Source organism: Ruegeria sp. D7, from assembly GCF_056534355.1.
In genome coordinates this window covers 190,490-208,533 of record NZ_JBQFPG010000002.1, presented here as the reverse complement: position 1 = coordinate 208,533, position 18,044 = coordinate 190,490, and the positions used below count along the sequence as shown (strand labels likewise).

17 protein-coding genes are annotated in these 18,044 nt (G+C 56.9%); 6 read left to right on the top strand and 11 right to left on the bottom strand.

The genetic code is table 11. From position 1 onward, the window contains the following. Positions 1–46: 46 nt before the first annotated feature. From ACRZ9U_RS03920 to ACRZ9U_RS03910, 3 genes are all read right to left on the bottom strand, one after another. The gene (locus ACRZ9U_RS03920) at positions 47–400 is read right to left on the bottom strand and encodes a hypothetical protein (RefSeq protein ID WP_170392151.1); all 354 of its coding nucleotides are present in this window, start codon (positions 398–400) and stop codon (positions 47–49) included. A gap of 136 nt (positions 401–536) precedes the next feature. After that, a complete protein-coding gene (locus tag ACRZ9U_RS03915; protein WP_480439172.1) occupies positions 537–1,016 on the bottom strand; it encodes a DUF6497 family protein in 480 nt (159 codons plus the stop codon). A 28-nt stretch (positions 1,017–1,044) separates the two neighbouring features. Next, on the bottom strand, positions 1,045–2,577 hold the full coding sequence (locus ACRZ9U_RS03910) for an acyl-CoA carboxylase subunit beta (protein WP_170392153.1): 1,533 nt from the start codon (positions 2,575–2,577) through the stop codon (positions 1,045–1,047). A gap of 181 nt (positions 2,578–2,758) precedes the next feature. On the opposite strand from ACRZ9U_RS03910, the gene ACRZ9U_RS03905 reads away from it, so the two are divergent. After that, positions 2,759–3,964 (top strand): multidrug effflux MFS transporter, encoded by a 1,206-nt coding sequence (locus tag ACRZ9U_RS03905; protein ID WP_170401533.1) that lies wholly within the window; start codon positions 2,759–2,761, stop codon positions 3,962–3,964. Positions 3,965–4,028: 64 nt separating this feature from the next. After that, the gene (locus ACRZ9U_RS03900; RefSeq protein WP_170392156.1) at positions 4,029–5,429 is read left to right on the top strand and encodes a helix-turn-helix transcriptional regulator; all 1,401 of its coding nucleotides are present in this window, start codon (positions 4,029–4,031) and stop codon (positions 5,427–5,429) included. A 56-nt stretch (positions 5,430–5,485) separates the two neighbouring features. Here the strand turns inward: ACRZ9U_RS03900 and ACRZ9U_RS03895 are convergent, their stop codons facing one another. From ACRZ9U_RS03895 to ACRZ9U_RS03870, 6 genes are all read right to left on the bottom strand, one after another. Beyond that, positions 5,486–5,725 carry an HP1242/YdcH family protein gene (locus ACRZ9U_RS03895; protein WP_170392158.1) on the bottom strand — a complete coding sequence of 80 codons (240 nt, stop codon included), beginning with the start codon at positions 5,723–5,725 and terminating at the stop codon, positions 5,486–5,488. Positions 5,726–5,858: 133 nt separating this feature from the next. Beyond that, entirely contained in the window at positions 5,859–7,517 is a 1,659-nt protein-coding gene (betA, locus tag ACRZ9U_RS03890) for a choline dehydrogenase (protein WP_170401536.1), read from the bottom strand. An 88-nt stretch (positions 7,518–7,605) separates the two neighbouring features. After that, complete coding sequence (gene betC / locus ACRZ9U_RS03885; protein WP_170401539.1) at positions 7,606–9,114, bottom strand: choline-sulfatase; 1,509 nt, start codon at positions 9,112–9,114, stop codon at positions 7,606–7,608. Further along, positions 9,111–9,683 carry a choline-binding transcriptional repressor BetI gene (betI, locus tag ACRZ9U_RS03880; protein ID WP_170392164.1) on the bottom strand — a complete coding sequence of 191 codons (573 nt, stop codon included), beginning with the start codon at positions 9,681–9,683 and terminating at the stop codon, positions 9,111–9,113. The genes betC and betI overlap by 4 nt, the downstream gene beginning before the upstream one ends. A 57-nt stretch (positions 9,684–9,740) precedes the next feature. Next, on the bottom strand, positions 9,741–10,673 hold the full coding sequence (locus ACRZ9U_RS03875; protein ID WP_170401542.1) for a DMT family transporter: 933 nt from the start codon (positions 10,671–10,673) through the stop codon (positions 9,741–9,743). Positions 10,674–10,713: 40 nt separating this feature from the next. After that, the gene (locus ACRZ9U_RS03870; protein WP_170401545.1) at positions 10,714–11,313 is read right to left on the bottom strand and encodes a LysE/ArgO family amino acid transporter; all 600 of its coding nucleotides are present in this window, start codon (positions 11,311–11,313) and stop codon (positions 10,714–10,716) included. An 84-nt stretch (positions 11,314–11,397) separates the two neighbouring features. On the opposite strand from ACRZ9U_RS03870, the gene ACRZ9U_RS03865 reads away from it, so the two are divergent. Continuing rightward, positions 11,398–12,291, top strand: a complete 894-nt coding sequence (locus tag ACRZ9U_RS03865; RefSeq protein ID WP_170392170.1) for a LysR family transcriptional regulator ArgP — start codon at positions 11,398–11,400, stop codon at positions 12,289–12,291. Here ACRZ9U_RS03865 and ACRZ9U_RS03860 read toward each other — a convergent pair. Next, a complete protein-coding gene (locus ACRZ9U_RS03860; protein WP_170392172.1) occupies positions 12,288–13,562 on the bottom strand; it encodes an MFS transporter in 1,275 nt (424 codons plus the stop codon). The two genes, ACRZ9U_RS03865 and ACRZ9U_RS03860, sit on opposite strands and share 4 nt — an antisense overlap. A 172-nt stretch (positions 13,563–13,734) precedes the next feature. After that, positions 13,735–14,475, bottom strand: a complete 741-nt coding sequence (locus ACRZ9U_RS03855; RefSeq protein WP_170392173.1) for a YebC/PmpR family DNA-binding transcriptional regulator — start codon at positions 14,473–14,475, stop codon at positions 13,735–13,737. A 110-nt stretch (positions 14,476–14,585) separates the two neighbouring features. Here ACRZ9U_RS03855 and ACRZ9U_RS03850 point away from each other — a divergent pair, with 110 nt between their 5' ends. The 3 genes from ACRZ9U_RS03850 to ACRZ9U_RS03840 all read left to right on the top strand — a co-directional run bounded on the left by ACRZ9U_RS03850 (position 14,586) and on the right by ACRZ9U_RS03840 (position 18,039). Further along, on the top strand, positions 14,586–16,358 hold the full coding sequence (locus ACRZ9U_RS03850; protein WP_170401548.1) for an SLC13 family permease: 1,773 nt from the start codon (positions 14,586–14,588) through the stop codon (positions 16,356–16,358). A 16-nt stretch (positions 16,359–16,374) separates the two neighbouring features. Continuing rightward, the gene (locus ACRZ9U_RS03845) at positions 16,375–17,109 is read left to right on the top strand and encodes a glutamine amidotransferase (RefSeq protein WP_170401551.1); all 735 of its coding nucleotides are present in this window, start codon (positions 16,375–16,377) and stop codon (positions 17,107–17,109) included. A 72-nt stretch (positions 17,110–17,181) separates the two neighbouring features. Beyond that, complete coding sequence (locus tag ACRZ9U_RS03840) at positions 17,182–18,039, top strand: bile acid:sodium symporter family protein (RefSeq protein WP_170401554.1); 858 nt, start codon at positions 17,182–17,184, stop codon at positions 18,037–18,039. The last annotated feature ends 5 nt before the right edge of the window (positions 18,040–18,044 follow it).

The window sequence follows — 18,044 nt, the reverse complement described above, 5'->3', positions numbered from 1 at the left end:
GTGTCACTGATCATCTGAGTGTTATGTGCGGCAGCCCCGGTCACAATCAGCGCACTCCGTCGAACACGTCAGGGAAAGATTGGCGCGCGGCGTCCAGATTGATCACCAGCAGAGCATCATAGCTTGCAGGATCAAACGGGTCTTCGGCGGCGACAACCTCACGCCCGAACAGCCAACTTAGACGGCCCGCGTCCAGATTGCCTCGCTCAAAGGGCTGATCACCAAAATGCGCCCATAACGCCTCGATAAACGCGACATCTGCGCGCTTGTCGGCGGGTTTGCGATCGCGAAAGCGTTCTCGCTGGGTCAGCGGCGTAACGCCCTTGGGATTGGCCCGCCGAATGGTGAACTGGAAGTCTGTTCCGGGCAAACGTCCGGGGAAACCGCGATGTTTCAGCATTGCGAAACCTCAACGGACAAGTTCCAGATATGGCAGGCCATCGGACATGCCTGCGGGATTGAAGTGATCATGCGAACCTCCAGAGCTGCATCACTGTATCGGGACACTCTGAGACCGTGACATTGTTGGTTCATGGTCAGAGCCCCTCCCAGATACACCGGGATTGATCCAGCCGGTAGGCTTCGAAGAACTGCGTTGCGTCAGGTTCGGAGGTGCCGAACGCTACCGGTCTGTCCGAAAACGAAATCACAATCCGGGCAGGCTGCAATTCGTGCTGGGCCACGTAAGGCACCGCCAGTGTTTCACACAAATGCTCCATGTCGACTACGGCGACATCATATGTGATACGACCTGCAGTCGATCCGATCTTGGGTGCAATGAACCGAAACCGCACCCAAAGCTCACCCGGATTGGTGTCCAGAAGCACATCGCTAAGCTCGACCGGTTGACCCGACGGCACGGGCAGCAGGTTTGAGGCCAGCGCCGAACCTACTCCGACCAGCAACGTAAAAACCCCGGCGCATCCCCGGATCCGCCAGCGGCGGCTTCCTTCCTCCGGGGGAGCGTGCAGAGTGGTTGCAACCTGCACGGTCTTATGTCCGGTCAATCGGGGCATTTACGGCTCGGGCCTCCTCGGCGGGCATTTACAGCGGGATATTGTCGTGCTTTTTCCAAGGGTTCTTCAGTTGCTTGCCGCGCAGGCTCGCAAATGCACGTGATACACGGCGGCGGGTCGATTGTGGCATGATCACCTCATCAATGAAGCCGCGCTCGGCCGCAACGAAGGGATTTGCGAACCGGTCCTCATAGTCCTGAGTGTGTTGTGCGATCTTATCGGAATCGCCGAGATCGGCGCGGTGGATGATTTCGGTCGCGCCCTTTGCACCCATCACCGCGATCTCAGCCGTGGGCCACGCATAATTGAAGTCGCCGCGCAGGTGTTTGGAGGCCATAACGTCATACGCGCCACCGTAGGCCTTACGCGTGATTACGGTGACCTTTGGCACGGTCGCTTCGCCATAAGCAAATAGCAGTTTCGCGCCGTGCTTGATCACGCCGCCATACTCCTGCGAAGTGCCCGGCAGAAAGCCCGGAACATCAACAAGCGTCAGGATCGGGATTTCAAAGCAATCACAGAACCGCACGAACCGGGCCGCTTTTCGGGAACTATCGATGTCCAAACATCCTGCCAATACCATGGGTTGGTTGGCCACGACGCCCACGGTCTGCCCTTCAAGCCGGATAAAACCGGTGATGATGTTCTTAGCGTAGTCTTCCTGAATCTCGTAAAAATCACCCTCATCCGCCACTTTGGTGATCAGTTCCTTCATGTCGTACGGCGTGTTCGGATTGTCCGGGATCAGCGTATCCAGCGATGTCTCGACCCGGTCAGGGCTGTCAAAAAACGGACGAACTGGCGGTTTCTCGCGATTGTTGAGCGGAAGGAAGTCGACAAGACGGCGCACCTCGGCCAGCGCCTCCACATCGTTTTCAAACGCGCCATCAGCGACCGACGACTTTTTGGTGTGGGTCGAAGCCCCTCCCAGTTCCTCCGCCGTCACGACCTCATTGGTGACGGTCTTCACAACGTCTGGGCCGGTCACGAACATGTACGAGGTGTCTTTGACCATGAAGATGAAGTCGGTCATCGCAGGACTGTAAACCGCACCACCTGCACACGGCCCCATAATCACGCTGATCTGCGGAACGACGCCCGAGGCCATGATATTACGCTGGAACACCTCGGCATATCCGGCCAATGAAGCGACGCCTTCCTGAATCCGCGCCCCGCCCGAGTCGTTGATCCCGATCACCGGCGCTCCGTTTTGAACTGCCATATCCATGATCTTGCAAATCTTCTGCGCATGGGTTTCTGACAGCGAGCCGCCGAATACGGTGAAGTCCTGGCTGAAGACGTAGACCATTCGACCATTGATCGTACCCCAGCCTGTGACCACCCCATCACCAGCAGGCTTTTGTTTCTCCATTCCGAAATCAGTGCAGCGATGGCTGACAAACATGTCAAACTCTTCAAAGCTGCCTTCGTCTACCAGCAACTCGATCCGTTCGCGTGCCGTCAGCTTTCCGCGGGCGTGTTGTGAGTCGATGCGTTTTTGCCCACCACCCAATCGCGCGTTGTTGCGACGGCCTTCGAGCTCGGAAAGGATGTCTTTCATGTCGGTAGTCTCCCAAGAGAATTTGCGCGACCATAACGAGTTGGGATCGGCGGCCAAAGAAGTTTTCGGCAAATTTGCAAATATTTGGCAACACTATTTGAGATAACTGCAAATTTGTTAATTAACACAACAAGCCAAACTGCCGATGGCATTTCGCGCGATCAGGGTCTAAAGGTAAACCATGCAGTTCAGTTCACCCTCTGTCAGCCGCACGCCCCCCACGCTTACAACACTCGTTTTGTTGTCAGGATTGTCGGCGCTGAGCATGAATCTGTATCTGCCCAGCCTTCCCTTTATGGCGACGTATTTTCAGACTGATTACAAGGTGATGCAGCTTTCGATCGCGCTTTATCTTCTGGTCAACGCGGCACTGCAAATCTTAATAGGACCCATCGCCGATAAGGCCGGACGTCGGCCTGTACTGCTGTGGGGACTCGCCCTTTTTTTGCTGGCAACGCTGGGGTGTATATACGCCCCAAATGTCGAGACCTTTCTGGCCTTCAGAATGTTTCAGGCCGTCATTGTCGTTGGTATTGTCTTAAGTCGTGCGGCTGTGCGGGACATGTACGAACAGGACCAGGCTGCTTCGATGCTCGGATATGTCACCATGGGGATGGCAGTCGTTCCGATGATCGGCCCTGCTGTCGGCGGGCTTCTCGAAGAAACTTTTGGCTGGAAAGCCAATTTCTGGCTGCCTTTCGCTCTTGCGGCGCTGGCGCTGGTGCTGACCTACCAAGACTTTGGCGAAACCGCGGCCGCAAGCGGCAAAACACTGATGCAGCAATTTCGCGAATACCCTGAACTGCTGAAATCGCCCCGCTTCTGGGGCTATTCCCTGTCCTCGGCTTTCTCTTCAGGTGCGTTCTTTGCCTATCTCGGGGGCGCACCCTTTATCGGGACCGAAGTGTTCGGCATGACAGCCGCCGAGGTCGGCATTTACTTTGGTGCGCCTGCGATTGGCTATTTCTTCGGCAACTTCATCAGCGGTCGATTCTCGGTTCGCTTCGGCGTCAACCAAATGGTGCGCTGGGGATGCTGGCTGAATGCAATTGGCGTGGCCCTATCAGCTTTGTTGTTCCTAGTGGATTTGGGAACGGCGCTCAGCTTCTTTGGCCTGATGACCTTCGTCGGGTTGGGTAACGGCATGGCGATCCCAAATGCAACCGCCGGATCGCTTTCGGTCCGCCCGCATCTGGCGGCCACTGCCTCTGGTTTGAGCGGTGCGATCATGTTGGGCGGCGGCGCGGCACTCAGCGCATTGGCAGGCGCATTGCTGACGCATGAGACAGGCGCGATGCCTCTGCTTTGGCTGATGCTGGCAACCGCCGCCCTGGCTATCTGCGCGATCAGCGTTGTTATCTGGCGCGAACGGCAATTGGGTCTGTAGACGGCTTGCGCGACAGGGTTTGCAAAGTTAGCCTGCAGATTCAGTAAAGCTGCAAAGAACCGCCATGGCCACTCAGAAACTATACGCTGGCGCCAAGCTGCGCGAAATGCGCACACGCCTGACCCTCACGCAGAAGGATTTCGCCGCAAAACTGGGCGTTTCACTGCCCTATTTGAACCAGATGGAGAATAACAACCGGCCGATCTCGACGACCGTTGTTCTGGCACTGGCGCAAGAGTTTGGTATGGATGTGACCGAACTCAGCACAGGGGATAGCGAACGATTGGTTTCGGATATGCGCGAAGCACTGGCCGATCCGGTGTTCGCCGAAACGGCGCCCCCTCTGGCTGATCTCAGGCTCACCGCTTCAAATGCGCCCGCGCTTGCACGCGCGTTCATCGAGTTACACCGCGCCTATCGCCAGACCCATGAACGCCTCGCCTCGCTCGACGAGGCATTGGGCCGCGAGGATGCCCGTATTCAGGCCAGCCCATGGGAAGAGGTGCGCGATTTCTTTCACTACTGCGACAATTATATTGACGCCGTTGACCGCGCCGCCGAACGCTTCGCCAGCCGTGCCGATGAAACCAGCGATATTCGGCAAGTCGCCCTGAACAGCCTGTCAGAACGCGGCATTCACGTCACTTTCGCCGACACAGAAACCTTACGCAGCTACAATGCTGGTGACAAAACCCTGCGCCTTTCCTCGCGCGCCGCACCACAAACGCAGGTCTTCCAACTGCTGCTGCAGGTGGCGTTGATCAGTCAGGATAAGCTGCTTGAAGCAACGCTGGATTTCGCCCGTTTCCAAAGCGATGAGGCCCGCGCCATCGCCAAGATTGGCCTCGCCAACTATTTTGCCGGGGCTTCGCTGATGCCTTACGGCGCTTTCCTATCCGCAGCGCAGGACTATCGGCATGATTTGGAGCTGCTCAGCAACCGGTTCGGGGCATCGATTGAACAGGTGGCGCACCGCCTGTCCACGCTACAGCGCCCCGGCGCAAAGGGGATTCCGTTCTTTTTTGTCCGTGTCGATCAGGCCGGAACGATCACCAAACGCCATTCAGCTACGCGCTTGCAATTTGCCCGTTTCGGCGGTGCCTGCCCACTCTGGAATGTCCACCGGGCATTCGAGACCCCGGGTCATTTCCTGCAACAGCTAGCCGAGACACCGGATGGCGTCCGCTATATCTCATTGGCTCGTGATGTTTCAAAATCCGGAGGCTCGTTCGGTGCTCCTGTCCGCCGCTATGCCATCGCCTTGGGATGTGAGGTTCGTCATGCCGAAGCATTGGTCTACGCCGATAATCTCGACATAAACAACGCGAGCGCTTACGAGCCCATCGGCATATCCTGCCGCATCTGCGAGCGCCAGACCTGCCACCAAAGATCGGTCCCACCGTTAGAGCGCCGCCTGACCATCGACGCCCATAGCCGCGGCACCCTGCCTTATGAGGTCACCTGATCTTCATCTGGCCATATATATCCTGCGGGTCCGGGGGCAGAGCCCCCGCCTAATCCTTAGCTTTTTGACAAGATCGCCCAGATCTCGTCCTTGAGCGCCGCGCGTTTCTTGCGCAAATCAACCTCGGCCAATTCCTCCATCGGCTCAACATTGGTTTCAGCCCGATGCACGGTGCGGTTGACCTCATGATACTCATCCGCAAGTCGGGCAAAATGCGCATCCGTTTGCTTGAGCTGGCTCATCACTTCGAGCTTGTCGGGGAACTCTTCAGCCAGTTCATGCGGGGTATGAGACATCCAGTTGGCTCCTTGTTTCAGCGTTACATCCCAAGGCTAAACATGACTGTCGCACTCCGCTTTGACGCCGATCAAATTCTGAGCGCAATCAACCAGCTTTCAGGATAAATGCACGCCGTGGGTTTTGGATGTGTCAGCGCTGTGCCGTTGCCCATCTCGGACTTATCCAGGGTTGGTCGTTCGCTTTGGGCAAAGGGTCTTTCTGCAGCAAATAGTCCGACATCTTTTCACCCACCATGATCGACGGTGCGTTCAGATTGCCATTGGTGATTTGCGGGAAAATCGAGCTATCGGCGACGCGCAATCCATCCACCCCAATCACACGCCCCTGCGGGTCGACAACGGCATCCTTGTCATCCGCACGGCCCATACGGCAAGTCCCGCAAGGGTGATAAGCGCTTTCGGCATGCTCGGCGATAAAGGCATCTAGCTCATCGTCCGACTGAACTTCCGCCCCCGGTTGGATCTCTTTACCGGCAAAGGGTTTGAACGCCTGCTGTCCAAAGATCTCTCGGGTCAAGCGAATGCAGGTTCTGAAGTCTTCCCAATCCGAATCATGGCTCATGTAGTTGAACCGGATCACCGGCGCGTCTTCGGCTTTGGCGGATCGCAGAGTCACAGCGCCGCGCGAGGGCGACCGCATTGGCCCCACATGCGCCTGGAATCCGTGCCCTTCGGCTGCCGCCTGCCCATCATAGCGAACCGCCATCGGCAGAAAATGATATTGTATGTCAGGATATTCCACACCCGGTTTCGAACGCACAAAGGCGGCGCTTTCAAACTGGTTCGATGCACCAAGGCCTGTTTTGGTAAACAGCCATTGCGCTCCGATCATTCCTTTGCTGATCAGGTTCCAATGCTTGTAAAGCGTGATCGGCTGGATCGAGGCCTGCTGAATATAAAGCTCTAGGTGATCCTGCAGATTGGCGCCGACGCCAGGGCGGTCGGCGACCACTTTGATACCGTGCTCAGCCAGGTGCGCCGCAGGTCCAACCCCCGAAAGCATCAGCAGTTTAGGCGAATTGATCGACGAAGCCGCCAATACAACCTCGCGCCGCGCTGTGATCACTTCCCGTTTACCACCCCGTATCAATTCGACCCCGGATGCGCGCCCGGATTCAATAATCACGCGCGCCGCAAGACCCCGGATGATTTCGCAGTTTTGCCGCTTGAGCGCTGGCCTAAGGTACGCATTCGCCGCCGACCAGCGCCGTCCTTTCCAGACGGTCTGCTCCATCGGCCCAAAACCTTCTTGTTTCTCACCGTTATAGTCGCCAGTGACCTCATATCCAGCCTGCTGACCTGCATCGACGAACGCCTTAAACAGCGGATTTTCACGAGGCCCTCGCGACACGTGCAGAGGTCCATCCGTACCTCTCCAAGTGTGATCACCGCCATGGCCACCATCATGCCAGGTTTCCATGCGTTTGTAGTACGGCAGCACATCTGCGTAAGACCATCCATCTGCACCCATCTCGGCCCAGGTGTCAAAATCTCGAGCGTGACCGCGCACATAGACCATGCCATTGATCGAAGACGACCCTCCGATCACCTTGCCTCTGGGGCAAGCAAGTTGACGATTGTTCAGATGCGGTTCGGGCTCGGATTTGTAGCCCCAGTCATATCGCGACATATTCATCGGATAGCTTAGGGCGGCAGGCATCTGGATGAAGGGTCCGGCGTCAGTGCCGCCATGCTCGATCACCAGAACCGAAGCTCCGGCCTCACTCAGACGGTAAGCCATCGCGCAACCAGCAGAACCGGCGCCAACAATGACAAAATCTGCTTCCATATTCGTGTCTCCGTTCACCTTCGGGGCAAGATTTTTCGACGAAAAATCTCCGCACTTCCGACGGGTGCAATTTCAAAAATGTAAAGGATTACTCGCCACGCGGATAACGCTGGCTATCCTCGACATCGTTCAGGTCCATATGATTGCGCATGTACCGTTCAGACGCTTTCTGAAGAGGCTGGTAATCCCAAGGATAATAGCCACCCTGCCGTAATGCCTCGTAAACCACCCAGCGCCGGGCTTGGCTGGCCCTCACATCGGCATCAAAGCGATCCAAATCCCATCGCGCCTCGGATTTAGCACGCAGTGTTTGCAAGGTGCCTGCATGTTCGGGCAGGCCAGCGAGATTTTCCATCTCATGCGGATCAGCCTCGAGATCGAACAGTTGATCGGGGTCCAATGTACAGCGATTGTATTTCCACTTGCCATAACGCAAAGAGACTAAAGGAGCGTATGAGGCCTCGGCGGCATATTCCATTGCAACCGGCGCGGTTCGGTCTGTGCCCTTTGCCAAAGGCACAAGATCCTCACCATCCGTCCAAGGTGAGATTTCAGCCATATCGACGCCCGCCAACGTACCAAGCGTCGGTGTCACGTCGATCGTCGAAACTGGTGTATCGATGCGACCTACTGGAAGATCGGGGGCCGAAATCATGAGCGGCACGCGGGAAGAGCCTTCGAAGAAAGTCATCTTGAACCACAACCCGCGCTCACCCAGCATGTCGCCGTGGTCGGACACGAACAGTATGATCGCCTCTTGACGCGTCGTTTCCAGAACCTCCAGTATCTCACCGATCTTGTCATCCAGATATGAGATATTGGCGAAATAGGCGCGACGGGATTTGCGAATATCCTCGGTCGTTATGTCGAAGCTGCGCCAGTCATTGGCATCGAAAATACGTTTGGAATGCGGGTCCTGATTGTCATATCCCAGATCCGCGATCTGTGGCTCAAGATGCTCACAATCTTTATACAGATCCCAGTACTTGCGTCGCGCCACGTAAGGATCGTGTGGGTGCGTGAAGCTGACGGTCACACACCAGGGGCGATCATCCTTGCCGCGTGCAAGGTCATATAGCTTGGCCTTGGCGTTATAAGCGACCTCGTCATCATATTCCATCTGGTTGGAAATCTCGGCAATGCCTGCCCCAGTGACCGAGCCCATATTGTGATACCACCAGTCGATGCGCTCACCGGGTTTACGATAATCCGGCGTCCAACCGAAATCTGCCGGGTAGATATCAGTAGTCAGACGATCTTCGAACCCGTGCAACTGGTCTGGGCCAACAAAGTGCATCTTGCCGGACAAGCAGGTGTAATATCCTGCACGACGAAGGTGGTGGGCATAGGTCGGGATATCGCTGCTGAACTCGGCGGCGTTGTCATAGACGCCAGTGCGCGATGGCAGTTGACCCGACATAAAGCTCGCACGTCCCGGAGCACAGAGCGGCGAGGCAGTGTAGGCATTTGCGAAACGCGTTGATCTTGCCGCCAGCTTCTTCAGGTTCGGCGCATGCAACCATTCTGCAGGACCGTCGGGGAAGAGGGTCCCGTTGAGCTGATCCACCATCAGGATCAGAATATTCGGCTTTGTCATTTTTCGGCCTCTAGGAAAACTCTCAGTACCCGCAGCGCATGGGTGACTGCCCGCTGCGGCTCTTGTGGGGAATTCAGTGCAGAGTGGATGTACAAACCATCGATCAGCGCGATCATACCTTCGGCAGCCTCGCTCGGGTCACTCATATGTGGGCGCAACGCATGGATCAGGTTCGAGCGGATGCGTGCCTGATAGATTTGCCAGAGCCTCAGCGCATCATCGTTGGTTTGCGCCAAAACATAAAAAGTCATCCAAGCTGCGATAACATCCGGTGTGAAACATGATGGCGCGAAACAGGCGCGAATGATGGCCTGTGCGCGCTCTTCCGGATCTGCCGTGCTGAGTTGTGCGCGCGCTTCAGATCCAAAATCCGTCAGGATACGCCGCATCGCGGCTAGGAATATCTGTTCTTTGCCCCCAAAGTAATGATGCGCCAATGCACTGGACATACCTGCGCGTTTGGCGATCTGGCTAACGGTGACATCAAGGGATTTTTGCGCGCCAAGCTCGGCGATCGTCGCCTTGACGATCGCGTCCCGCCGGATCGGCTCCATTCCGAGTTTTGGCATCTTCGCCTCTTCGCCATACCTGAGTGCAAGGAAGGCTAAGCGGTTTTTATTGACTCGTCAATCAATAACGGTTCTTGGTTTCGCCGGTGGGGTCTCAGAACCTTGCGGCGGTGTGCCGCCACGGCTCAGCACGGCTTCACGCCAGGTGATGAAGCTGACGGCAGCCAGGATCAGAGTGCCTCCTGCAATTACCCAGATGTCGATGCGTTCATGGAAGGCCAAAGCGCCGAGCAAAGTGGCCCAGATCAGCTGCAAGAACGTCACCGGCTGGGTCACGGCCACCGGGGCAGCCTGCAATGCAAGCGTCATGAAATAGTGCCCCGCAGTCGCAAAGCTGGCGACGATGAAAAGTATACCAAGATCGCGCAGGCTGGGCGGCTCCCAAACCGCAACGGCGAAAGGGATAAGCGCGATGGTGACCCATATCGAAAGATGGGCAACAACGGCTGAGGGACGGATATCACGGACCATGACTTTGGCAAGCAGATAGGAACCACCAAGCGCTAGTGCAGCCCCCAGCATCGCTATGTGACCGGGCAATATCTCGCGAAAGCCCGGGCGCAGGATGATCACTACTCCAATCACAGCAACACCAATCGCGGCGATACGACGAAAAGCTAGCTTTTCACCCAAGAACACTGCCGCACCCACCGTGACGTAGATAGGTGTCATGTAATTCATCGCGGTCACCTCGGCGAGGGGGATGCGCGTCATCGCAAAAAACCAAAGCATGACGGCGATGGCGTGGACCATTCCGCGTAGTCCAAACAGCGTTAGATTGCGCGGGGTCAATGGAGTTCCGAGGATCGCCCGGATTGCGGGCAAAAGAAACACCAGACCCAGGACATAGCGCAAGAATGCCGCTTGAATGGGGTTCATGCTGGTTCCCAGCACCTTCACCAGCGCATTCATGCCCACAAAGGACAGCCCGGCCGCAAGCATCCAAAACATGCCAACAAGCGGGCGGTGCTGATCATTAGGTGAGGTCATACAAACGGTTGAACACCGAATTCTGATCCGGGACAACCCTTCACATGATAACAAGTTTCAACGCGATCATAAGCATCGCGATTCCGATGATAAAATCAAGAATCTGCCATGCGCGCGGGCGTGCAAAAATCGGTGAAAGCACTCTGGCACCGTAGCCGAGCGAAAAGAAGAAAACGAAACTCGAAGTCATCGCCCCTATCGCAAACCCCATGCGATCTGAATATTGGGCCGATATCGACCCGATCAATACGACCGTATCCAGATATACATGGGGGTTGAGCCAAGTGAAGGCCAGCACAGTTAGCATGGCCGCACGCAGGCTGGTGCGCTGCCCTGTTGCGGTATCCATCACCGCCCCTCCCTGCCAGGCAGACCAAAAACTTCGTAGGGCGTACCAAATCAGAAACACCGCCCCACCATAGCGCATCACCGTTTCAAACCACGGCGCGGCCTGAGCCAGGGTGCCGAACCCTGCAACACCCGCCCCGATCAGTATCGCGTCAGACACTGCGCAGGTCAGACACAGTGCAAAGACGTGCTCGCGCCGCAGGCCTTGGCGCAGAACAAAGGCGTTCTGAGCGCCTATCGCCAATATAAGGCTAAAACTCAGGGCAAACCCGGCAATCATTGATGGGAACATGCAGCCTCCTGTCGATGCTCGTTGACTACATGGCCAGTGTGAATCTATCAAATTAATGATGATTACCCAGATTAAGTAACTCTAATGCTCCTCGACCCTCATCAGCTCTCAGCATTGGCGGCGATCTTGCGACACGGCAGCTTTGAGGCCGCAGCCGCAGAGCTATCCGTCACCCCGTCGGCTATTTCGCAGAGGATCAAGGCGTTGGAGGATCGTGTTGGTGCGGCCCTTATTCATCGCGGCACCCCATGCATCGGCACTCCGGCGGGTCTGCGGATCGCCCGTCATGCCGAAGATATCGGCCTGTTGGAGGCAAAGCTGGCGCGAGAGCTGACTTTGGATCAGCGTGAAGGTCCGGTGCGGGTTCGCGTCGCGCTACCGGCTGACAGTCTGGCCACATGGTTTATCGACGCGATGGCGCGCGCCGAAGACATACTGTTCGACCTTGTAATTGACGATCAGGACCATTCGGCTGACTGGCTGCGGCGTGGCGACGTAAGTGCGGCGATAACGGTGGGTGGTCAAAACATTACCGGATGCGATGCCATTGCGTTGGGCACTTTGCGCTATTTGCCGACCGCGAGCCCCGGCTTCATGCAACGGTGGTTTTCTGATGGGGTTTCCGCCAAATCCCTGGCACAGGCCCCCTGCTTGACCTTTAACCGCAAGGATAATCTGCAGAAATCCTGGATATATGCCCAGACAGGCAGCCGTCTTTCGCCACCGTCTCACTTTCTGCCGTCCACAAATGCCTTTGTTGACGCGGCAATCGCCGGATTAGGATGGGGTATGAACCCCGAAAGCCTTGTAAGAAGAGCGATCGCAAATGGGCAGATCTGCGAAGTAATCCCCGATGCGCCGCTCGATATCGAACTGACCTGGCAGATCGGGCGCGTCCTTGCCCCTGCCCTTGCACCCTTGACCCAAGCGGTACGCCGCGCGGCAACGCAGCAACTGATCGCGCCGGCGGCACATTAGGCCTGCGACTCTGCAGCCTTTTGCGGTTTCGCGATGCGGTAACAGCTAAATGCCGCCCAGATGCTGGCCAGCACGATAAACACGATGGCAGCTGCAACCTCGTGCATATGTGCAACCGCAGCCAAAATTGCAGACAGTGCAACGGCAGCGAGTCTGCAGATGGATTTGATGGCTGCTGCGCCCTGAATACGTTGTTCCTTGGGCGCAACGTCTAAAAAATAAAGCTGGCGCGCACTGGAAATTCCAGTTGTCGCCACCGAGACGACAAAAAGGGCAATGGCGTGCAAGTGAACTTCGTGATCGATACCGGCATAGTGGAACGCCAACAAAACGATCCCTGTCACTGCGACCAACAAGTTGCCCGCGACCATCACGGTACGGTGTGATTTCATGTTCACCAGTTGCCACAAGGGTGCCGAGACCAGGTAGCCGGACGCGGATGAGATGATCATGGCTGTCAAACCCTTGGCCGAGTTGTGATGTGCCTCGGCAGCGATGAGCGCAAAAAACGGAACCGACAGAGACACGACAACCAAAGGAAGCCGCAGAGCCATATAGCGCCGGAACCATGGCTGTTCGAACATACTTACGATTCCGGAGATGATGTTCTGCAGCGATTGACGCCCTGCACCTTTAGGTTTTCCATTACCGGACTCATCGGGGGCGATCTCGGCCATGCCGAGAATGCATAATGCTGAAAACAAGAAAAACACGACCGAGGCCGCAATCACCGCGGAATGCCGCGAGAATGGCGGGTACTCTTTCGTGATCTCGTGTATCAGCAACACCAAGCCGATGGCACAAAGACCTCCCGCGCCCAATTGGAGATAACGGATAACCATCCGGGATTTCGATTTCAGATGATCGCCCAACAAGTCAGACAGCATCAGGGATTGGCTTTCTTCAATAAGCCCAATCATGAAAAAGGCGATCACAAAGGCAATGGCCGTCAATGAGACACTGCCAGTGGCCGCGATCAAAAGAGCCATCAGAAGGCAACCACCAATTCCGATCTCGGTCAGGGCAATCCCGCGTTTCTTCCGCGCCTGCGCAGCAATGGAGCGGGCGAAAAACACGTCCGAGATCATGCTGCCAACCATGCGGATCGACACCAATGCACCGGCAAGGAACATCGGTAACTCCAGCGAGACCGCAAGGAATGGCAATACGATAGACGGGCTGCCCAAAGTCCACGCCACCTGGGAAAGGATACTTTGGCTAGCCAGAACCGGGACATTTCGTCGGGCCGGATCAGTCGATTTACTCGCCATTTGCGATGCTCTGCATGATGTGCCTACGGTTGCCTTTCAGGTCCTTCAGCCTCAATGATCTGAGTTTAATCGCAAGAGGCTTCAGGACCAAGTCTTGTGTAAGACGCGCAACTGCAACAGAAAAACCCGGCCGCTGGGCCGGGTTTGGTTCATCTGGCGTTTGTCCGGTACATCAGAGCTGCGCCATAACCTCGTCGGTCGCTTCGAAGTTAGTGGTCACGCGCTGAACGTCGTCGTCGTCTTCCAATGCATCCACCAGTTTCATCAGCTTTTGCATGTCTTCCAGACCCAACTCGGTCGTCGTTGTCGGCTTCCAGACCAGCTTGGTGGATTCGGATTCGCCCAGCGCCTCTTCCAGCGCGTTCGACACATCGTTCAGATCTGTATCTGCACACCAGATGATGTGACCGTCATCCGAGCTTTCGACATCCTCTGCCCCGGCCTCGATCGCGGCTTCGAAAATCGTATCCGCATCGCCTGCGTCTGCCTGATACACAACTTCGCCCTTGCGGTCGAACATGAACCCGACCGAGCCGGTTTCACCCAAGTTTCCACCATTCTTCGAAAAGGTCGAACGTACAGTCGAGGCGGTACGGTTGCGATTATCGGTCATCGTTTCAACAATCACGGCCACACCGTTGGGACCATAGCCCTCATACCGGATTTCTTCGTATTCATCGCCCTCACCTGCTACGGACTTCTTGATCGCACGGTCGATCACGTCCTTGGGCACCGAATTCGACTTGGCCTCTTTCACCGCCAGACGCAGGCGCGGGTTCTTGTCGGGATCGGGGTCGCCCATCTTGGCGGCGACCGTGATCTCTTTCGACAGCTTGGAAAACAGTTTGGACCGCGCGGCGTCCTGACGTCCCTTGCGGTGTTGGATATTGGCCCATTTGGAGTGGCCTGCCATGGTGCGTCCTCGTCATCGTGATTGCGTGTTTGGCGCTCATATAGACGTTTGCGGGGCAAAGGATCAAGAGAGCGGCTTGCCCTGTCTTCGCCCGTGACTATGGTGGCGGTATGACGACAGATCAGATCATTCTTTTTTCCCTTTTCATCGCCGTTTTCGGAATGCTGCTCTGGGGGCGTTTCCGCTATGACCTTGTAGCATTTACCGCCTTGATGATCGCGGTCACGCTGGGTGTGGTGCCCGTTGACAATGCCTTTGCCGGGTTCGGGCACCCGGCCACGATCATCGTGGCGTTGGTGCTGGTGGTTTCTGCCGGTCTGGTGCGCTCGGGTGCAGTGTTCATGATCACGCGCACGCTGGTCGATGCATCGCGCGGATTGGGCGCGCATATCGCGCTAATGGGCGGCATCGGGGCGATCCTGTCAGCCTTCATGAACAACGTCGCGGCGCTGGCGCTGCTGATGCCGGTCGATATCCAGACCGCGCGCAAAGCGGGGCGCCCGGTCGGCCTTAGCCTGATGCCGCTCAGCTTTGCGACGATCCTGGGAGGGATGGCCACGCTGATCGGTACGCCGCCAAATATCATCATCGCCTCGATCAGGGCTGAAACGCTGGGCGAACCGTTTCATATGTTCGATTTCGCACCGGTGGGCGGGTTGGCTGCAATTGCAGGGCTGGCGTTCGTCGCGCTGATCGGCTGGCGCCTCATCCCCAATCGCGGCGCGCAGGAAGAAACCTCGGAAGTTTTGGCCGAATACATCGCCGAACTGACGATCCCGCCTGAATCGCCCCATATCGGGAAACGGGTCAGTGAGCTCTATGAGGCCGCCGAGAAATCTGACGTCGCTATCATCGGCCTGATCCGGGACGGAAAGCGACGCTATGGTCGATCAACCCACGCAACCCTGCATGAAGGCGATGCGCTTGTTCTGGAAGCACGCCCCGAAGCGCTGGATGAGTTCCGCGCCGCGCTCAATCTGGATTTCTCGGACGCCCGTCGGCAGGAGGTTTTGACTGCCGAAGGCGAAGGGCTGGAAGTGGTTGAAGTCGTTGTCCCCGAAAGCGCGCGCATCACTGGGCGAACTGCACAGGCGTTAGGACTGGCCTGGCGACAGAGTACAGTCCTGATGGGCATTTCACGCCAAGGGCGCCGGATCACCAGCCAGGTTCGCAAAACCGAGGTCGAGCCCGGCGACATCTTATTGCTGCTGTGCCCGCGCGACCGAGCACCCGATGTCACTGAGTGGCTCGGCTGCCTGCCCTTGGCCGAGCGCGGCTTGAATGTAACCGCGAATGAGAAAGCCTGGCTTGCCATCGGCCTATTTGCGGCTGCCGTGTTGGCGGCCAGTATCGGGCTGATCTATCTGCCGATCGCACTGGGGTTCGTGGTCGTAGCCTATGTTCTGACTAAGATCATGCCGATTGCGGATATCTACAACCACATCGAATGGCCGGTGGTTGTATTGCTGGGGTCAATGATCCCACTGGGCAGCGCGCTTGAAACCTCGGGCGGAACCGAGTTGATCGCCAACGCCTTGATTCAGCTGACCAACGGCCTGCCCGCCTGGGCAATCCTGACCGTACTGATGGTCGTGACGATGACCCTGTCCGATGTGTTGAACAACACAGCCACCGCCATTGTCGCCGCCCCGGTTGGCATTCAGATGGCGCGCACGCTTGAGGTGTCGCCCGATCCGTTTCTGATGACGGTGGCCGTTGCGGCGTCTGCCGCGTTTCTGACGCCCATTGGGCACAAGAACAATACGCTGGTGCTTGGTCCCGGAGGATACCGTTTTGGTGATTACTGGCGCATGGGACTGCCGCTGGAAATCCTGATCATCGCGGTCTCGATCCCCGCGATCCTTGTGTTCTGGCCGCTTTGATGGCTAAAGGCTGCCTATGAAACGCTTTCTGATCCTGCAACTGCGCCCGGAAACCGATGCATCGGATGCCGAATATGCCTCGATCCTGGACAAAACCGGGCTCAGCCCTGCGCAAACTCAACGCATCCGGCTGGATTGCGAAGACCTGCCCGAAGGGCTGGATGTCGTCGATTACGCTGGTGTCATCGTGGGTGGGGGTCCCGGCTGCGTCAGTGACGATCCGACCACCAAATCCGCGCTGGATGCAAAGATCGAAGGCGCGATCATGAGACTGATGCCCCAGATCACTGCGAAAGATCACCCGTTCATGGGCTGCTGCTATGGCTTGGGTATTCTCGCCGTACATTTGGGCGGAGATGTCAGCAAACGGCAATTTGGCGAACCGGTCGGACCGTCCGACTGCCGTCTGACAGAGGATGGCGCCCAAGACCCCTTGACCGAAGGCCTAAAGCCGAAATTCGAAGCGTTTGTGGGACATAAGGAAGCCGTACAGTTACTGCCGGATGGCTGCGTTCATCTGGTAGCGTCTGACCCCTGCCCGTTTCAGATGATCCGCTGGGGGCAGAATGTCTATGCCACCCAATTCCACCCCGAAGCGGACGCCAAAGATTTTGAGCAGCGGATCAATATCTACAAGGACCACGGCTATTTTCCGCCGGAGGATGCGCAAAGCTTGATCGATATGTGCCATGCCGCAGACGTTACGGAGCCGGGTGAAATCCTGCGCCGGTTTGCTCAACGCTACGGGTGACCCAACGGCGTTGTTGCCTGATCTACGACCCCTCGCATACGCTGGCCCGAATGACTTTGGGAGGAGTTGTTCTTGGACCTGCTTATCAACGTTGGCCTGCCCATTTCGCTGGCTATTATCATGTTGTCACTGGGGATCGGGCTAGAAGCCGCCGATTTCCGCCGGGTTTTGGCGCGGGGGTACCCCTTCGCCATCGGCGCCATCAGTCAAGTTGTGCTGATACCAATGGCTGCCTTCGCGACGGTCACTCTGTTCGGATTGCCCGCTGAAATCGCCGTGGGTGTCATGCTTTTAAGCTTTTGCCCCGGTGGGGTCACCAGCAACATCCTCGCAAAGTTTGCCAAAGGTGATGTGGCGCTGTCGGTCAGCCTGACAGCGGTGATCAGCCTGCTGTCCATCGTGACCGTCCCCATTCTCGCCGCATGGTCCATAGATCATTTCATGGGCGAGGCCGCACCCAAAGTATCGATCAGCGCATTAGCCACCGCGCTGTTCCTGATCACGACCCTTCCAGTCGCCATTGGTGTCGCCATACGTCACTTTGCAAGGGGGTTCGCCATTCGGGTCGACGGCCCGCTTTCGACGCTCGCATCGATACTGTTCGTGCTGATCGTCGCGGCTGCACTGGCCGGAAACTGGCAGTTCTTCATCCAAAACCTCAGCTCGATTGGGGCAGCTCTAATCGCGTTGAACGTTGCGCTGTTGCTGATCGGTCTGGGGCTGGCGCGCATCGCCAATCTGACATGGAGTGAGGCGAAAACGATCTCGGTCGAGACTGGCATTCAGAATTCGGCGATGGGAATTACGCTGGCAGCTTTGATCACCGGCACCACGACCGGCTTCAGCCCACTTGCCGTTCCTGCCGCCGTTTATGGCATCACGATGTATGTGGTCGTAACCCCCTTCATCCTTTGGTTCCGCAGCCGCTGAAAGGA

Bases quoted from the DNA above. Each gene is read 5' to 3' on its own strand.
- ACRZ9U_RS03920 (WP_170392151.1), bottom strand. From the start codon at position 400: ATGCTGAAACATCGCGGTTTCCCCGGACGTTTGCCCGGAACAGACTTC.
- ACRZ9U_RS03915 (WP_480439172.1), bottom strand. From the start codon at position 1,016: ATGCCCCGATTGACCGGACATAAGACCGTGCAGGTTGCAACCACTCTG.
- ACRZ9U_RS03910 (WP_170392153.1), bottom strand. From the start codon at position 2,577: ATGAAAGACATCCTTTCCGAGCTCGAAGGCCGTCGCAACAACGCGCGA.
- ACRZ9U_RS03905 (WP_170401533.1), top strand. From the start codon at position 2,759: ATGCAGTTCAGTTCACCCTCTGTCAGCCGCACGCCCCCCACGCTTACA.
- ACRZ9U_RS03900 (WP_170392156.1), top strand. From the start codon at position 4,029: ATGGCCACTCAGAAACTATACGCTGGCGCCAAGCTGCGCGAAATGCGC.
- ACRZ9U_RS03895 (WP_170392158.1), bottom strand. From the start codon at position 5,725: ATGTCTCATACCCCGCATGAACTGGCTGAAGAGTTCCCCGACAAGCTC.
- betA (WP_170401536.1), bottom strand. From the start codon at position 7,517: ATGGAAGCAGATTTTGTCATTGTTGGCGCCGGTTCTGCTGGTTGCGCG.
- betC (WP_170401539.1), bottom strand. From the start codon at position 9,114: ATGACAAAGCCGAATATTCTGATCCTGATGGTGGATCAGCTCAACGGG.
- betI (WP_170392164.1), bottom strand. From the start codon at position 9,683: ATGCCAAAACTCGGAATGGAGCCGATCCGGCGGGACGCGATCGTCAAG.
- ACRZ9U_RS03875 (WP_170401542.1), bottom strand. From the start codon at position 10,673: ATGACCTCACCTAATGATCAGCACCGCCCGCTTGTTGGCATGTTTTGG.
- ACRZ9U_RS03870 (WP_170401545.1), bottom strand. From the start codon at position 11,313: ATGTTCCCATCAATGATTGCCGGGTTTGCCCTGAGTTTTAGCCTTATA.
- ACRZ9U_RS03865 (WP_170392170.1), top strand. From the start codon at position 11,398: ATGCTCCTCGACCCTCATCAGCTCTCAGCATTGGCGGCGATCTTGCGA.
- ACRZ9U_RS03860 (WP_170392172.1), bottom strand. From the start codon at position 13,562: ATGGCGAGTAAATCGACTGATCCGGCCCGACGAAATGTCCCGGTTCTG.
- ACRZ9U_RS03855 (WP_170392173.1), bottom strand. From the start codon at position 14,475: ATGGCAGGCCACTCCAAATGGGCCAATATCCAACACCGCAAGGGACGT.
- ACRZ9U_RS03850 (WP_170401548.1), top strand. From the start codon at position 14,586: ATGACGACAGATCAGATCATTCTTTTTTCCCTTTTCATCGCCGTTTTC.
- ACRZ9U_RS03845 (WP_170401551.1), top strand. From the start codon at position 16,375: ATGAAACGCTTTCTGATCCTGCAACTGCGCCCGGAAACCGATGCATCG.